This window comes from Mucilaginibacter sp. OK268 (assembly GCF_900103125.1).
Classification (GTDB): domain Bacteria; phylum Bacteroidota; class Bacteroidia; order Sphingobacteriales; family Sphingobacteriaceae; genus Mucilaginibacter.
On the sequence record NZ_FNJV01000010.1, the window covers coordinates 55,821 to 71,763 of the forward strand.

Below are 15,943 nucleotides of genomic sequence, written 5' to 3' on the forward strand. Positions count from 1 at the left end.
GAAAAATTGACCGATCTGTAATATTTGGCAGGATATTTAATCATATTACAACAAATGTTCAACTTAAAATTATATTACAATGAATGATAACACAAAAGTAGTTGTTGCATTGCTTGCAGGCTTGGCAGCAGGAGCAGCCCTGGGAATTTTGTTTGCACCAGATAAAGGTAATGAAACACGCGACAAGCTTACCGAATCATTAAAAAACCTGGGCGAATCAATCAAAGATACCGCAGCAGCTGAGATCGATAACCTGGTAGGTTTAAAAGATAAAGTGGTTGAAAATATAAAATCAAAGATCAGGGGAGCCGAAGAAGAGTATCAGGACGATCTGGAACACGCTTAATTTTACCTCATCCTTCGGTAAAAGAGAGCCAAGAATATTAGAGTCAAGAATCAAGAAGCGTAATTGGCGATTTGCCGATGTCTTCTGTCTTGATTCTTGACTCTAATATCTTGATTCTTATTGTCGAATATAAAACTACATCTATGGAAGCCAAAAAAGAAACACCACCACCACTACCTCCCATTGTTGACCAGCTGAAGGAATATGCCGAAACGCGTTTCAAGCTTTTGAAATATGAGGCAATTGAAGGTGGAACTTCAATTTTAGCCAGTATGATCACGGATGCCATTACGGCTATAAGCATGGTACTGGCCTTCATGTTTGCCAGTCTTACTTTAGCTTTTTATTTGGCCTATTTGTTAAATTCAGATTGGGAAGGTTTTGGCTGTGTAGCGCTTATTTATTTAATAATAGCCATTGTTATAAAAATGAATAAGGAGCGTATTGAAAAGCCGCTGATCAACCTTTTCATACAAAAACTGTTTAAAAAATAAAGTATGGACGTTTCAATAAAAAATATTACAGATCTGCAGGAAGAGATTGCGAGGATACGCGTTATTGAAGCGCAACAAGGTACAGAATTAGCCAAGCGCTTTAGTAGCCCTTCGGCCATATTTGCCAGCGTTATGTCGTTATTGAACTCAGGTAACAGAAATGCCGGCGATGATCAACCTGGGATTTTTAACCAGGACTTTTTTGGTTTGTTATCCAGGATCGTATTGCCGGTTACGTTGAATAAAACATTGTTCAAGCGCTCCAACTTTTTAGTTAAAACATTGGTTGGATTGGTATCTCAAAAAGCCTCTAACTACATCAGCGGCGATTCGATCCATGGTTTATGGGATACCGTAAAATCGACAGTTCTTTCGGTTATTAAAAGCAAACCGGAAGCCCCTCGTAAAGGAGGCATGCCCGATGTACCACCACCGGTGGTGATGTAATGCTTTTAAGTCTTAAGCCTGAAGTAGAAAGTCTTAAGTATTGATGTAGAGACGCATATTTGCGTCTTTTTTATTGCCCGGATGCCGTGGTTGGCGGGAGACGCAAATATGCGTCTCTACAATAAGCGGTTATTCCACAGATTTAACAAAACCTCCCAAATTTCCACAGTTTGCAGAAAAGCCTATTTTTGCAATTATTTAAAAAAGTGGGAAAAGATAAAATAAGACGTTTTGCTGAAATTGATACTTTTAGCAATGTATTACAATTAGATGCCGGTAAACCTTTTAAAGGCGAATGGAGCAAAGGATTTTTTAAGAACAATAACCCGGTAGTGTTGGAGCTGGCCTGCGGTAAGGGCGAATACACCGTGAACCTGGCCACGTTGTTTCCTGATAAAAATTTTATTGGTATTGATTATAAAGGCAACCGCATTTGGCGGGGCGCTAAAACCGCGCTGGAAGAAAATGTGCCCAACGTAGCCTTTTTGCGCATCCAGATAGAAAATCTGCTCGACTACTTTGCTGCCGGCGAAGTGGATGAGATCTGGATTACCTTCCCCGATCCGCAGCCCCAGTTGAGCCGCGAAAAGAAACGCCTCACCTCTCCCCGATTTTTAAACAAGTATATCGAAATATTAAAACCGGGCGGTTGTGTGAATTTAAAAACTGACAATGATGGTCTGCATGCTTATACTGCCGAAAAGATAGAAGAACTGAAACTCAAGCTCCACATCAGAACCGAAGACCTGTATCATTCGCCTTATGCCGATGAGGTGTTGTCGATCAAAACATATTACGAAAAGAAATATTTAAAGGATAATAAGAACATTAACTATCTTAAGTTTTCGTTTGCGTAGGAGGGTACTAAAACTGTTTGATCGTATAATAGAAAATATGTCATTGCGAGGAGGAACGACGAAGCAATCTCCTCACATGTATAAACGCGAGGAGATTGCCGCGCTACGCTCGCAATGACATGGTTCTTGAATTTATAAATAGTAATTTAGCTTTAAGCTTTCTGCTTTCGACTTTTAGCTTTTACCATGGACGACATTAATTTCTTCGATAAAGTATACCAGGTGGCCCGCCTCATCCCGGTGGGCAGGGTAACCTCCTATGGCGCCATTGCCAGCTATCTGGGTACAAAAGGCTCATCGCGTATGGTAGGTTATGCCATGCAGGCGGCGGGTAAGGTAGTGCCCAAAGTGCCAGCCCACCGGGTAGTGAACCGCCAGGGTTTACTTACCGCTAAATTTCATTTCGGCGGCAACCTGATGGCTGAATTGCTGGAAAGTGAAGGCGTACAGGTAAAGGACGACCAGGTACAGGATTTTAAAACCGTGTTCTGGGATCCGAATATCGAACTGGCTTTATAATAGCTGCAGCAACTCCATGCGGTTACCAAACGGGTCGATAAAAGCAAAACGCTTGCGGCCGGTGATCAATGGTTCTTCCATTATTTCTAATCCATGGCTTTCCAGGTATTTGCGCGCGGCCAGCGCGTCGCTGACTTCAAAGGCTGTATGCCTGATAGAGCGCGGATGGCTTTCCTCTACCCCGATATGCAGTTCGATGTCTGCTATCCTGAACCAATATCCGGCCGATGAAAATACATCCGGGCGCTTGGTTGGTTCCAGTCCGATAATATCGGTGTAAAATAACCTGGCTTCTTCCAGCCGTTCGGGCGTGACACAGATGTGTATATGGTCGGCACGTTTAAAGTTGATCATGGGCTTATGTTTGATAAAATTCAACAGGTACAAAAAAGCCGCCTTCTTTACCCGGATAATCCAAAGATAAAAAAGACGGCCCTGAAATATAGGTCAGCTATCGGAAAATATAATTTACGCCTGCTTGCAATGCAGACTGATCTGCCGAATAATAAATGTATTTGGTGAGTGATGATGGCAGCCAGTAAGTTCCGTAAACCTCTATCCGCTTATTGATCTGTACCCCTGCTTTTACCGGCACTGCAAATTCAAAACTCTGAAAAGAGGGGTAATTGCTTTGATTTACAACGGCGCCAAAGTTGTAAGTGGTTGAATAATTGTAATTGTTGTATTTATAAATATTCATGGCCAGGCCCAGGTCAATAAAAGCTTTCAACTTATCGGTAGAGTAAAAACTATACATTACCTGCGGTATGGCAGCAAAGTGATATATTTTAACATCAAGGGCGTTTACGGTAGAATTAAGACCGGTTAAGGCTTCAGAAAGCAGGTAATGATTAATAGCCCCTGTGAGTTCCAGTCTGAAAAGCAGCTTTTCTGTATATTTATTAACCAGGATATCCATCCCCGCTGCGATCACTGGCGAAAAAACATTGTCATGTACACCATTACTAAACGGGCCTGCGCCGGCAGAACTATTAAACTGAAGCTTACTGTAACGAACACCCGCTCCTGCGAAAAAACGAATACCAGAGGTGGAGGTGACGGTTTGCTGGCTTGCTTTACCGCCGTTTAGCGCGACGGCAACTGATGTAAGGTCACTTTCAGCATAATTGGCCTTCTGTATCCTGGTAAGAATTTTAGTATCACCTGGCAGATATTGATAGGCCAGTCTTAATAACTGGTTGATGTAGCCATTAACACTGGCAACAGACTGGCGCTCGTCATTTAAATACTGGTATTGCCTCAGATATTCAATGGTATGGGTATGCTTGTTAAGCAAATAATAGCAGGATTTCACTTTGTCTGTCCACATATAAAGCGAAACGTTTCTGCCATTAACTAAGTTCTTCAGGAAAACGGTATCGGTGGTGTAAGCGGTATCCAACGTGTGGCTTAGTTGAGCCAGTTCAATCGGGCTGGTGCTTATGTTAACTATAAATTTGTCGTAATACTCGGCATTCGTTATCGCGAAGCCATTGGCGTTTACCACTGTGAACTTTTGTGGGGTGGCAGTCTGCGTTTGTTTAAAGGTGATCTCGCGAGGGTTTCTGACCCATTCGCGGTAATCTACAAAGCCTTTAAGGGTGTCATTTTTACTGTCAATAACGTAGCCGGGTTTGTAATTGCTTTGGGCGTGTAAAAAAAGCGGGGCCTGTGACAACAAAAGCAGCAGGCAAAATAATTGTTTCATTTATAAGAATTAGGTTTACAAAAGTATCAAATAAAGTAACAGAAGTACCGGGCGCGAAAATTCATCTAAAAAATTTAATGAATCCGCAATCGTAAATGCTAATTAATTTAGTAAATTTGTATGGATAATAGCCCTGCTTTTTTACAGAAAGCAGGGCTGTTTAATTAAGGAAAAAAGATAACAAAAACCGGTAGTTTGGTGTATATGTAATTGATTATTAATTTATTGATACTTTTTAAATCTTTTAGAATATGCCAAAAATTTGTTAAAAAGTGTTAAAATCGATGGTTTTGGATAAATTTTAAGTGGTTATTTGTCCGTTTTTGCCCCCTTTTTAGCCTAAAAAATGTTAAAATCATACCTTTAAAAAGTTTTAAAAAATCACTAATTCAATAAATCAGTAATTCACTAATTAAACACCCGTGGGAAAACTTGTAGAAGAATTTGACGCCTATCGTACCAAAATGAACGACAGGATCATGGAGACCGCCAACACCAATATTAAACGCTTTTTCGCGCTGGATACCACAAGCTACGCCGATGGCGCGCTGGATGTTAAAACCAAAGAAATGCTGGGCCTGGTAGCCAGTATGGTTTTACGCTGCGACGATTGCATCAAATACCACCTGGGCAAATGCCATGAAGCCGGTGTAAACAGCGATGAAATGAACGAGATATTCATGATAGCCAACCTGGTAGGCGGCTCCATCGTAATACCTCATTACCGCAGAGCGGTGGAGTATTGGGATGAGTTGAATGAAGCGTAGCAAGTTTCGGGTTGGAGTATGTAAATTGGAAGTTAACTTTAACTCCAGATAAAACACCACCACGTCATTGCGAGGCACGAAGCAATCCCCAATAGGCAAGGCAACCCTGTAAGTTTGCTCTGTATAGTTAGGGATTGCTTCGTGCCTCGCAATGACGAATATTATAACTTTAAATCAATAGATATGGCTACTTCTGACTCAAGACTTTCGACTTCCGACTTAAAACGTTGTTCCTGGGCTGGGACTGATCCGCTGTACATGGAGTACCATGATAAAGAATGGGGAAAAGAAGTTCATGATGATAAAACGCTGTTTGAATTTCTGATACTCGAATCCGCACAGGCTGGCTTAAGCTGGATCACTATTTTGCGCCGCAGGGAAGGGTACCGGAAAGCGTTTGCCGGCTTTGACGTAAAAAAAGTAGCCGCCTTTACGGATGAGGATGTAGAGCACCTGATGCAGGATACTGGTATCATCCGTAATCGGCTAAAGATACTGGCTGCTATTAGCAATGCCCGCTTGTTTATCAAAATACAGGAGGAGTTTGGCTCGTTTGATAAATACCTGTACGGCTTTATGCCCGATGGCATGTCCCTGATCAATCACCCCGAAAGAAATATTCCTGCCAGTACGCCCATATCTGATGCCATCAGCAAGGATATGAAAAAACGGGGCTTTAAATTTTTCGGCACTACCATTTGCTATGCGCACATGCAAGCTACCGGTATGGTGAATGATCACCTGGCCAGCTGCGATTTTAGATAGCACTAATTACACGAATGATATCGAATTGCACGAATTAATTATAGAGCTGATAAATGATTCCTTTGTGTCTATAAATACTATTTTTGCATATAACCATTGTACCCTAAATTCGTGTAATTCGAATAAATAAGTGCAATTAGTGTAAAATATCAATGAAAAAACTATTTCTTTTGGATGGCATGGCCCTTATTTACCGGGCGCATTTTGCTTTAAGTAAAAGTCCGCGGTTTACGTCGAATGGCTTGAACACCTCTGCTGTAATGGGTTTTACCAATACTCTGCTGGATGTTTTGAAAAAAGAAAAGCCAACACATATGGCTGTAGTATTTGATACCGAAGCCCCAACCGAACGCCATACCGATTATGAGGCATACAAGGCTCACCGTGAGGCCATGCCCGAGGATCTGTCCAAAGCCCTGCCTTATGTGATCAAGGTGATACTGGGTTTCAACATCCCGGTGATCACTTCTGATGGTTATGAGGCTGATGATATCATTGGAACCCTGGCCAAAAAGGCCGAACAAAAAGGCTACCAGGTGTATTGCATGACACCCGATAAGGATTTCGCGCAGTTGGTATCCGAAAATATCCGCATCTACAAGCCGGCCCGTATGGGTAACGAAATGGAGATCCTGGGCGTGAAGGAGGTACTGGAGAAATGGGAAATTGAACGCGTAGAACAGGTTATAGATATCTTGGGTTTATGGGGCGATGCGGTTGATAATATTCCCGGCATTCCCGGTATTGGCGAAAAAACAGCCAAAGCGCTCATCAAACAATATGGGTCGATGGAGGAGATCATTGCCCATAGCCACGAGTTAAAAGGCAAGCAGCGTGAAAATGTAGAAAATTTCGCGGAGCAGGGCCTGTTATCTAAAAAGCTGGCTACCATTCTGTTAAATGTGCCTGTAGAACTGGATGAAGAAGGCCTGGAAATGGGCGCGCCAAGCAAAGACCTACTGGAGCCACTTTTTGCCGAACTGGAGTTTCGTACTTTAGGGCGCCGTGTTTTTGGCGACGATTTCAGCGTTACCGAGATGAAGGCCGTTTCAGTTCAAACAGATCTGTTTGGCGATCCGGTAGCCACCGCCCGCACCACTATGACTGTTGATGTGGAGGATATTTATGAACCACCTGTCACCGCTGCCAAAAACATTGATAACGTACCGCATGAGTATCACCTGGCGGATACATTAGAGAAACGCGCGGAGCTAATATCCCTATTGCTCAAACAGCAAACCATCTGCTTTGATACCGAAACTACCGGCACCGATGCCAACAATTGTGAGCTGGTGGGCCTATCCTTCGCGATAAAACCTGGTGAGGCCTGGTATGTACCCGTTCCGGAAAATCAGGATGATGCCAGGAGTATCGCGACCGAATTTAAGCCGGTACTGGAGCATGAAGGCATCAGCAAAATAGGGCAAAATATTAAATATGATGTCCTGGTGTTGAAATGGTATGGCATCCAGGTAAAAGGCAGCCTGTTTGATACCATGATGGCCCACTATGTGATCGATCCGGATACCCGTCATGGTATGGATATCCTTTCAGAAAACTACCTGGGTTATAAACCGGTTTCTATCACTACGCTTATTGGCCCCAAAGGGAAAAACCAGGGCAATATGCGCGATGTAGAGATCGAAAAAATAAAAGAATACGCGGCAGAGGATGCAGACATCACCCTACAGCTTAAGGCCATTTTTGAGCCTAAATTAAAACAGGTAGAGAGTGAAAAGCTGATTAATGAAATTGAGCATCCACTGATATATGTGCTGGCCGATATGGAGTTTGAGGGCGTAAAAATTGACCACGATACCCTGCGTGAATTCTCCAAACAACTGGAAACCGACATTGCCGGCTTTGAAAAAACAGTATATGAAAAAGCTGGTGTGCGGTTCAATATCGCATCGCCAAAACAACTGGGCGAGGTGCTGTTTGAAAAGCTGATGCTTGATCCCAAAGCCAAAAAAACCAAAACCGGGCAATACCAAACCGGCGAGGATGTATTATTATCCCTGGCGGCCAAAAGCGATATTGTTAGGGATATCCTGGATTTCCGCCAGTTACAAAAACTCAAGTCTACTTATGTAGATGCGTTGCCAACTATGGTGAACCCTAAAACCGGTCGTGTGCATACTTCCTACAACCAGGCAGTGGCAGCAACCGGACGTTTGAGCAGTGTGAATCCTAACTTACAAAATATCCCTATCCGTACCGAGCGTGGTCGCGAAGTGAGGAAAGCTTTTATTCCCCGCGATAGCGGGCACAGTATTGTATCTGCCGATTATTCGCAGATAGAGCTGCGCATTATTGCCGAGATCAGTAAAGATCCCAACATGATGCAGGCCTTTATCGATAACCTGGATATCCACACAGCAACAGCCGCCAACGTATACGGCATAGCCCTGAATGAAGTAACCAGCGACCAGCGCCGCAATGCCAAAGCGGTAAACTTTGGTATCATCTACGGGCAGTCGGCATTTGGTTTATCGCAAAACCTGGGTATCCCGCGTAAAGAGGCTGCCGATATCATTGACCAGTACTTCGCCCAGTTCCCCGGTATTAAGCAATACATGACCGATACCATGAACTTTGCCCGCGAAAACGGTTATGTAACCACACTGATGGGCAGGCGCAGGTATCTGCGAGATATTAATTCGGCTAATGCTACCGTACGTGGTTTTGCCGAACGAAATGCCATTAACGCCCCTATACAGGGCTCAGCAGCGGATATGATTAAGATAGCCATGATCAACATCCACCGGGAAATAAAAGCACAAAAGCTGGAAGCCAAAATGACCATGCAGGTGCATGATGAGTTGGTGTTTGATGTGCCCAATCACGAAATTGAGCTGATAAAACCCATTATTATGCACAACATGAAAACCGCTATCAAAACCGAAGTGCCTATTATGGTGGAAATTGGCACGGGATTGAACTGGCTGGAAGCGCACTAATAGAGTCAAGAGGTAAGAATCCAGAAATAAGATATAATCTGGGATTATAAATTAGATCCTACAGTCGCTCGGCTTCAGCCGAGTGACGACTATTACCCGGCCTCCGGCCGCAGTTACTAATTAAATATATCTATCCACGGGTAGAATATAACGATATTCTGATAACGCAGGCCGGAGGCCTGTAAATATACATCACTCGGCTTCAGCCGGGAAGTGTTGGGAGGATTGTTTAGGCTAAAGCCAGGAAATACAGCTATTATCCGCCCCATAAATGGGACGGCAATGAATAAAAAACAGTTGATTTATCTTTCATTGCCGTTGGTTTTAACCAACGGGCTATAAGGGAACAGTTATTGGCTTTAGCCTAACATAGTGTTCATATCTTGCCAACACTTGCGAGTCCAGCCGAGTGACCATTATTACCCGGGCCTCCGGCCTGCGTTATCAGACCGCTTCTTTAGCGCAAGTCTCGTGCGGATGTTTAGTGGGGAGATGACTTGTGCTTGTTCCCCTGGTTCTTGGAGTTAGTCACAAGTCGGCCCGCGCTCACCTCCACCTCTCAACAGTAATAGTCCGCGGTTAGACGGGTGTCATGAGCTCCGTCGAAGCATGGTGGGCATGCTTCTGCGCTCGACCCTTCGACGGAGCTCAGGGTGACAGCCTTCTCTTTAGAGATATTACTTGTTTGTTATATATTACTCTCTCAACCTAAGACTTGTGCCAATAGGGTGGCGTCCCAAGTGTTGACGGCAATTTATTTACAGATAAGATAAAATATAAGAGTTTTTAGAATAGCAAAGCCCGCTCAGTGTACCCGGAGGCTCAACCCCGCACTTGCTATTTTCTATGTTTTTGGTGCAAATACCGCAATTTAAGGCTCAAAACCTTAATAAGTTTTTTACAATAATCTGTCTAAATTTCAAAAACTATATTAATTCAGATAGGTTTCTCTTTTAGCAATCTTTGCTTAAATTGAACCAATAAAACCTTAATGAAAATATTCCATCTGAGTGCCGAATGTTACCCCGTTGCCAAAGTTGGCGGGCTTGCTGATGTGGTTGGGGCATTGCCCAAATACCAAAATCAGGCGGGTTTGCAGGCGGCTGTTGTTATGCCTTTTTACGACCGCAAATTCACCCGTGAAAACGAATTTGAAGTGGTTTTCAGCGCCGCTACTTTATTGGGCACCCGCAGGCTTTTTTTTGAGATATTAAAAGAAAAAACGGATAAGCTGGGCTTTGAATTGTACCTGGTAAAAATACCCGGACTGCTTGATCGTGAAAACGTATACAGCTATCCGGATGAACGGGAGCAGTTTATCGCTTTTCAGCTGGCTTTTTTAGATTGGATAAGTTATAGCGGGCAAACACCCGATGTGATCCATTGTCATGATCATCACTCCGGCCTGGTACCGTTCCTACTGTACCACTCCAAATTATACCAGCGACTGGCTAATACGCCTACGGTATTCACCATTCACAACGGGCAGTATCATGGCGCTTTTGGCTGGGATAATCTATCCTACCTGCCCGAGATCGACCTGACAAAAACAGGTTTGCTGGATTGGGCCGGTGGCATTAACCCACTGGCGGCGGCTGTAAAATGCTGCTGGAAGTATACCACAGTATCGCCTACTTACCTGCATGAGCTTACGGTGAACTCCAACGGGCTGGAATATCTGTTCTGGGTAGAAAGCGGAAAAGGCTACGGTATTATCAACGGTATTGATACCGATGTATGGAACCCGCAAACGGATGCCATGATAGCCACTAAATTTACGGCCAAACAAATAGCCAAAGGAAAGCAAGCTAATAAAAGCGTGATCTGCGAAAGGTTTGGCCTGGATGCTGATAAACCTCTTTTTGTATTTATTGGTCGTTTAGTAGTTGAAAAAGGAGCCGATCTGCTTCCGGAAGCCATTGAACGCAGTATTACGGATAACGAAGGGCAGGCTAGCTTCCTGATCCTGGGCTCTGGTGATAAAGAAATGGAAACCGCCCTGCTCGAATTGAAAGAGGAATACCCCGGTCAATGCAATGTGTTTATCGGGTATGACGAAGCATTAGCCCACCTGATTTATGCCGGTGCCGATTTTTTACTGATGCCTTCGCGGGTTGAACCATGTGGTCTTAACCAGTTGTATTCCTTAAGATATGGCACTATGCCGCTGGTGCGCAGTACCGGTGGCCTCATCGACTCGGTAATTGATTTTGGCGACGAGAATGGCTATGGTATCCGTTTTAATAATGCCAGCGTTGATGACATCGGTTATGCTATTTTCCGTGCCAGTACACTTTATCAAAACCAGGCTCAATTGCAACAGTTGCGCAAACGCATGATGGCGCTCGATTTTTCGTGGGACCGTTCGGCAAAAGAATATATTGATCTGTATGAAAGTTTAAACCCTACGAGATATGACATCTAAAGTAATTTCAATTGTACTTGGCGGTGGCCAGGGCAGTCGTTTATCCCCCCTTACGGCAACACGCTCTAAACCCGCAGTTCCTATTGCCGGCAAATACCGGTTGGTTGATATTCCTATCTCCAATTGCCTGCACTCAGGAATTACCCGTATTTATGTATTAACGCAATTTAACTCGGCATCGTTAAATAAGCACATCAAAAACACTTATCACTTTAGCAGCTTTAGTGATGCTTTTGTTGATATTTTGGCAGCCGAACAAACGCCAACAAGCGGAGCCTGGTTTCAGGGTACAGCCGACGCAGTGAGGCAAAGTTTGCACCATTTGGCTGTTCATGAATTTGAATATGTGCTGATCCTGTCGGGCGATCAGTTGTACCAAATGGATTTTGAGGAAATGATTAATCATCATATTGATACAGGAGCCGATATTTCCATAGCTACCATTCCGGTTGATGCTGCCGACGTTCCGGGTTTTGGTATATTAAAAACCGATGAGAATAGTATGGTTACCGCTTTTATTGAAAAGCCACAATCGGATTTTGAAAGTTGGGCATCAGAGGTAAGCGATGAAATGAAAGCCGAGGGCAGGGTTTACCTGGCTTCGATGGGTATTTATATTTTTAACCGTAAGCTTTTGTATGAGCTGCTGGAAGGCAACGACCGTACCGATTTTGGTAAAGAGATCATCCCGCAATCCATCAACGAACACAAGGTGGCCAGTTTTCAATATGAAGGCTATTGGACAGATATTGGTACTATTCCATCGTTTTTTGAGGCCAACCTTGATTTAACAGATGATATACCCAAGTTTAACCTGTTTGGCGAAAATCATATCTACACCAGGGCGCGTATGCTGCCACCATCAAAAATATCGGGTACAACGATGGAAAAATCCATTATTGCCGATGGTTGTATCATTAATGCCAAACGAATTACACGCTCGCTGATCGGGATCCGTACCCGTATTGGTGTAGAAACGATCATTGAAAACTGCTATGTAATGGGTAACGACAGTTATCAAACCCTGGAGCAGATAGCCGAACTGAAATTAAATAAGGAGCCGATAATGGGTATAGGTGAACGGTGCCAGATCAGAAATGCCATTATTGATAAAAATACCTACATCGGTAACGATGTTAAAATAAACATGGGTAAAACGTTACCTGATGGTGATTTTGACACGCACACCGTACAGGATGGCATTGTGGTGATCAAAAAACGCGCGGTTATACCAGACGGAACAATTATTTAATTAAAAATTAACACAAACAATCGGTGCTTGATTTGTTATAGATAGGTAAAACTATTTAATTAAAACGTAACAACTATGAAAAAGGCACTTTGTATAATCGCCCTAACAGCGATTTCTTTCGGAAGCGTTTTTGCTTATGGAGTACCGGTAAAAACCGTGCACAGTACCATGCAAACTGATACAACCAAGAGCAAGAAAAAGTGGAAACACAAAAAAGAAAAGAAAGATTCTACTAAAAAGGATACTACGAAAGCGTAGTGACCCTCTTTCACCAACAAAAAGGCCTCCTGATACTACCAGGAGGCCTTTTTGTTGGGTAATTCCCAAGTCATCCTGAACTTGTTTCAGGATCTCACAGGACATTCACCCATAGGTTTACAACCAGCTTGTGGGATGCCGAAACAAGTTCGGCATGACGGTTCTGGAGATTCTTCTTACAACTCGATAGTTTCGCCAACCGCAGGTAACTTAAGGTTAAGACCGGCTTTGATAAATTTCTCCGCCACTTCATCTTTATCAATCTCAATTACCGGGAACGTATCATAGTGCATACCGATAATGTTTTTACAGTTAATAAATTCGCTTGCTTTTATGGCGTCGTCGGCACCCATGGTATAGTTATCCCCAATAGGTAAATAAGCCCAGGCCAGGTTATCATCTGCCAGCAATTTCATATCATAGGTAAGCGCGGTATCGCCGGCAAAGTATATGTTTTTACCCTCGTTGGTATAGATCACAAAGCCGGCAGGGTTGCCGCCTGCTGCACCATCGGGCATAGTGCTGGAATGTATGGCGTTAACCATTTTAACCCGTCCGAATTCGAAGTTGAACCCACCGCCAATGTTCATGCCGTGCACGTTGTCGATGCCTTTACTGTTCAACCAATTAGCGATTTCGGCTATGCAGATCACTTTAGCGCCGCTATTTTTTTGCACCTCGATCAGGTCGGCAACGTGGTCGCCATGGCCATGGGATACCAGGATATAATCTGGCTTAATGGTATTGATGTCAATATTTTTAGCCAATGCGTTATGGGTGATAAAAGGATCAAATAGCAATTTTTTGCCGCCTGCCTCTATCTCAATGGTCGATTGTCCGTAATAGGTAGTTTTCATTTTAGTCGTTAATTTGTTTGAATGGGTCAAAGCTAAATACTTATAACTGAATGTTGCAACACATAAGTATCTCATGGCAGAAAAGTTACAAAGATGATCGCTTTTAGGGTAATAGACCGTGAGTAGACATAAGGAGAAAATTAGACGCATATCCACTCACCCCGACATCGCTGCGCTCGTCACCCCTCTCTCCGCTTTGCGCATAGAGGGGATTTTCATTTCTTTTTTCTCAACCCTCTTTGCGGCGAAGCCGGAGAGAGGATGGTCCAGCAAAGCGCAGACCGGGTGAGTCGAATCTGCGGCTTGTCTTTCTGTCGAAGCATGGTGGGCAGGCCTCTGCGCTCTACCCTTCGACGGAGCTCAGGGTGACAGCCACATTTTGTAATATTATTAATATACTATGCCTAATCATGGATTATTACTCAACGTCTCTTGCGGAGGCCCTAAAACATGGTTTACAGTGTAAACCCACAAAACGGCACAAATAATTATTAATTACTTGATTATCAATTAAATATAAAAATGATAGCCCAGAAAAGTGTAAACCATGTAAACCCAATTTGGGGGCTTATTTCCCAAACATACCGCCCAGATCGCCAAACATATTTTTGGTCATGGCTGCCATTTCGCTCTGACTGATATTTTCGGCTTGCTCCAGCGCCTTGTTCATGGCCACTACCAATAGTTCTTCAATTTCTTCTTTATCGGCATCGGCCAGGAAAGCACTATCGATATGGATGGATTGTATTACTTTATTGGCATTCGCAGTAACGGTGATCTTACCACCTTCGGCCACTCCGGATACGCTGATGGCATCCAGGCGTTTTTTTACTTCGCCAGCCTTTTGCTGGGCTTCCATTAGTTTATCAAACATGGTATTTAAAATTAGATGTGCAAATGTGCAAATTTCAGATGTGCAGATGATATTAACTGAGGTGTAGATGAGTAAATGTTTTCATCTGCACATCTGAAATTTGCATATCTGCACATCCGGTCCTTAATCATCAGTGGTATCACCGTTGCCACTGTAAGCGCTTTTGCGTACAACAGGCATACCCGCGGCCTTAAACAGATCGTCCAGTTTTAACAAACTGCCATTGGCTAAATTGGTTAACAATACGATGGTGATATCGTTTTTCATATCGCGCAAATAAATGTGCCTGAAACCATGCCACCAGCCGGTATGGTAAATAACCTGCTGTCCTGGCGCGGTAAACGTACGCCAGCCATAACCATAACTAAAGTGGCCATGCACCATCGGGTTGCGCGGTACATAAGCCGAATCGAGCGTGGCCTGCTTTAATAAACGACCAGCCCGCAAAGCACGATCAAATAAAAATAAGTCGCCAACGGTGCTGTAAATGCCTTTATCGCCTACCGGGCCGTCCAGGAAATTTTGCGCTACAGAATATCGCCATTGCCCGCGATCATGCCCTACAACGTCAACCGGTATCTTGTCGTACACGGCTTTGGAATATACATGGGTATGCACCATGCTGGCCGGGGCAAATACATTCTGTTTCATGAAATCGGCATAGCTCACTCCGCTCACTTTTTCAATAATAGCGCCCAGCACCATAAAGTTGGAGTTATTATACAGGAAACGTTTATTAGGTACATTAAACGGGCGCGGTTTATAGTCGGCTATCATTTTCATGGCCTCGGCATTGGTTAGCCCCTTTTTCTGGTTCAAATGCTGACTGCGGTATATCTCATCAATAAAATATACATAGTTCATCATACCCGAGCGATGCGTAAGCAGCAGGCGTATAGTAACGCCATCGTATGGAAAATCTGGGAAGAACTTCTTTACGTCATCGTTAAGAGTAAGCTTACCGCGCTCCATCAGCATTAAAATGGCGGTGGAGGTCATGGTTTTGGTAACAGAAGCCAGTTCAAATTGCGAGCTTAGTTTCAGGCTGTCGCGGTGTAGATAGTCGGCCCAGCCTATCGCATTTTCATAAACTATTTTCCCTTTTTTAGCCACCAGCACGTTGCCGTTAAAGCCACGGGTGCGGTGAAGTTCTTTCATCACCTCATCTATCTTTTTATCGGCGTTTTTGGGGTTATAGGCCAGCAGGGCGGCGGTATCTAAAGGTTTGCTTTCGGCGGGACTTACACTTTTATTTTTATCATTGTTTTTTGACGAACAGGATGTTAATATCAGCAGGGAGGCGGTAGCTGTTAAAATGCTTTGGTACACTAATCTCATAAATGAATTTCTCAACTTAAACGAATGCGAAAATTAGAAATTATAACGCAGGTACGAATTAAAGTTTTAAATTTTT

The 15,943-nt window shown here is 43.5% G+C and carries 16 protein-coding genes; 11 read left to right on the top strand and 5 right to left on the bottom strand.

Features of this window, described 5'->3' with window-relative positions; genetic code table 11:
• Positions 1-79 precede the first annotated feature (79 nt).
• The 5 genes from BLR84_RS24660 (at position 80) to BLR84_RS24680 (ending at position 2,663) form a co-directional block, all read left to right on the top strand.
• The gene (locus BLR84_RS24660) at positions 80-346 is read left to right on the top strand and encodes a YtxH domain-containing protein (protein ID WP_076371278.1); all 267 of its coding nucleotides are present in this window, start codon (positions 80-82) and stop codon (positions 344-346) included.
• A gap of 143 nt (positions 347-489) precedes the next feature.
• Positions 490-840, top strand: a complete 351-nt coding sequence (locus tag BLR84_RS24665) for a phage holin family protein (protein ID WP_176852150.1) — start codon at positions 490-492, stop codon at positions 838-840.
• Between the two features lie 3 nt (positions 841-843).
• On the top strand, positions 844-1,287 hold the full coding sequence (locus BLR84_RS24670; protein ID WP_090472935.1) for a hypothetical protein: 444 nt from the start codon (positions 844-846) through the stop codon (positions 1,285-1,287).
• Between the two features lie 206 nt (positions 1,288-1,493).
• Entirely contained in the window at positions 1,494-2,144 is a 651-nt protein-coding gene (trmB, locus tag BLR84_RS24675) for a tRNA (guanosine(46)-N7)-methyltransferase TrmB (protein WP_090473100.1), read from the top strand.
• A 186-nt stretch (positions 2,145-2,330) separates the two neighbouring features.
• Positions 2,331-2,663: an MGMT family protein gene (locus BLR84_RS24680; protein WP_090472936.1), complete on the top strand. Its 333-nt coding sequence runs from the start codon at positions 2,331-2,333 to the stop codon at positions 2,661-2,663.
• Here the strand turns inward: BLR84_RS24680 and BLR84_RS24685 are convergent.
• Together BLR84_RS24685 and BLR84_RS24690 are read right to left on the bottom strand one after the other, a co-directional pair.
• Positions 2,658-3,017: a VOC family protein gene (locus BLR84_RS24685; protein WP_090473101.1), complete on the bottom strand. Its 360-nt coding sequence runs from the start codon at positions 3,015-3,017 to the stop codon at positions 2,658-2,660. The genes BLR84_RS24680 and BLR84_RS24685 overlap by 6 nt on opposite strands.
• Positions 3,018-3,114: 97 nt before the next feature.
• Positions 3,115-4,371: a hypothetical protein gene (locus BLR84_RS24690; protein ID WP_090472937.1), complete on the bottom strand. Its 1,257-nt coding sequence runs from the start codon at positions 4,369-4,371 to the stop codon at positions 3,115-3,117.
• 422 nt (positions 4,372-4,793) lie between these two features.
• On the opposite strand from BLR84_RS24690, the gene BLR84_RS24695 reads away from it, so the two are divergent.
• The 6 genes from BLR84_RS24695 to BLR84_RS24720 all read left to right on the top strand — a co-directional run bounded on the left by BLR84_RS24695 (position 4,794) and on the right by BLR84_RS24720 (position 12,798).
• The gene (locus BLR84_RS24695; protein WP_090472938.1) at positions 4,794-5,138 is read left to right on the top strand and encodes a carboxymuconolactone decarboxylase family protein; all 345 of its coding nucleotides are present in this window, start codon (positions 4,794-4,796) and stop codon (positions 5,136-5,138) included.
• 183 nt (positions 5,139-5,321) lie between these two features.
• Positions 5,322-5,903, top strand: a complete 582-nt coding sequence (locus tag BLR84_RS24700; RefSeq protein ID WP_090472939.1) for a DNA-3-methyladenine glycosylase I — start codon at positions 5,322-5,324, stop codon at positions 5,901-5,903.
• A 152-nt stretch (positions 5,904-6,055) separates the two neighbouring features.
• Entirely contained in the window at positions 6,056-8,863 is a 2,808-nt protein-coding gene (gene polA, locus BLR84_RS24705; RefSeq protein ID WP_090472940.1) for a DNA polymerase I, read from the top strand.
• 991 nt (positions 8,864-9,854) lie between these two features.
• Positions 9,855-11,288: a glycogen synthase gene (locus BLR84_RS24710; protein WP_090472941.1), complete on the top strand. Its 1,434-nt coding sequence runs from the start codon at positions 9,855-9,857 to the stop codon at positions 11,286-11,288.
• Complete coding sequence (locus BLR84_RS24715; RefSeq protein ID WP_090472942.1) at positions 11,278-12,540, top strand: glucose-1-phosphate adenylyltransferase; 1,263 nt, start codon at positions 11,278-11,280, stop codon at positions 12,538-12,540. The genes BLR84_RS24710 and BLR84_RS24715 overlap by 11 nt, the downstream gene beginning before the upstream one ends.
• A gap of 75 nt (positions 12,541-12,615) precedes the next feature.
• Positions 12,616-12,798, top strand: a complete 183-nt coding sequence (locus tag BLR84_RS24720) for a hypothetical protein (protein WP_090472943.1) — start codon at positions 12,616-12,618, stop codon at positions 12,796-12,798.
• Positions 12,799-12,974: 176 nt separating this feature from the next.
• Here BLR84_RS24720 and BLR84_RS24725 read toward each other — a convergent pair whose 3' ends face one another.
• The 3 genes from BLR84_RS24725 to BLR84_RS24735 form a co-directional block, all read right to left on the bottom strand.
• Positions 12,975-13,655, bottom strand: a complete 681-nt coding sequence (locus BLR84_RS24725; protein WP_090472944.1) for a metal-dependent hydrolase — start codon at positions 13,653-13,655, stop codon at positions 12,975-12,977.
• Positions 13,656-14,223: 568 nt separating this feature from the next.
• Positions 14,224-14,529 (bottom strand): YbaB/EbfC family nucleoid-associated protein, encoded by a 306-nt coding sequence (locus BLR84_RS24730; protein ID WP_090472945.1) that lies wholly within the window; start codon positions 14,527-14,529, stop codon positions 14,224-14,226.
• 123 nt (positions 14,530-14,652) lie between these two features.
• Positions 14,653-15,867 carry a serine hydrolase domain-containing protein gene (locus BLR84_RS24735; protein ID WP_090472946.1) on the bottom strand — a complete coding sequence of 405 codons (1,215 nt, stop codon included), beginning with the start codon at positions 15,865-15,867 and terminating at the stop codon, positions 14,653-14,655.
• Positions 15,868-15,943: the final 76 nt, after the last annotated feature.

Excerpts from the sequence above, each read along its gene's own strand:
- BLR84_RS24730 (WP_090472945.1), bottom strand. The coding sequence starts at position 14,529 with ATGTTTGATAAACTAATGGAAGCCCAGCAAAAGGCTGGCGAAGTAAAA.
- BLR84_RS24710 (WP_090472941.1), top strand. The coding sequence starts at position 9,855 with ATGAAAATATTCCATCTGAGTGCCGAATGTTACCCCGTTGCCAAAGTT.
- BLR84_RS24715 (WP_090472942.1), top strand. The coding sequence starts at position 11,278 with ATGACATCTAAAGTAATTTCAATTGTACTTGGCGGTGGCCAGGGCAGT.
- BLR84_RS24670 (WP_090472935.1), top strand. The coding sequence starts at position 844 with ATGGACGTTTCAATAAAAAATATTACAGATCTGCAGGAAGAGATTGCG.
- BLR84_RS24700 (WP_090472939.1), top strand. The coding sequence starts at position 5,322 with ATGGCTACTTCTGACTCAAGACTTTCGACTTCCGACTTAAAACGTTGT.
- BLR84_RS24680 (WP_090472936.1), top strand. The coding sequence starts at position 2,331 with ATGGACGACATTAATTTCTTCGATAAAGTATACCAGGTGGCCCGCCTC.
- BLR84_RS24720 (WP_090472943.1), top strand. The coding sequence starts at position 12,616 with ATGAAAAAGGCACTTTGTATAATCGCCCTAACAGCGATTTCTTTCGGA.
- BLR84_RS24685 (WP_090473101.1), bottom strand. The coding sequence starts at position 3,017 with ATGATCAACTTTAAACGTGCCGACCATATACACATCTGTGTCACGCCC.
- BLR84_RS24660 (WP_076371278.1), top strand. The coding sequence starts at position 80 with ATGAATGATAACACAAAAGTAGTTGTTGCATTGCTTGCAGGCTTGGCA.
- BLR84_RS24690 (WP_090472937.1), bottom strand. The coding sequence starts at position 4,371 with ATGAAACAATTATTTTGCCTGCTGCTTTTGTTGTCACAGGCCCCGCTT.
- BLR84_RS24735 (WP_090472946.1), bottom strand. The coding sequence starts at position 15,867 with ATGAGATTAGTGTACCAAAGCATTTTAACAGCTACCGCCTCCCTGCTG.
- BLR84_RS24725 (WP_090472944.1), bottom strand. The coding sequence starts at position 13,655 with ATGAAAACTACCTATTACGGACAATCGACCATTGAGATAGAGGCAGGC.
- polA (WP_090472940.1), top strand. The coding sequence starts at position 6,056 with ATGAAAAAACTATTTCTTTTGGATGGCATGGCCCTTATTTACCGGGCG.
- BLR84_RS24665 (WP_176852150.1), top strand. The coding sequence starts at position 490 with ATGGAAGCCAAAAAAGAAACACCACCACCACTACCTCCCATTGTTGAC.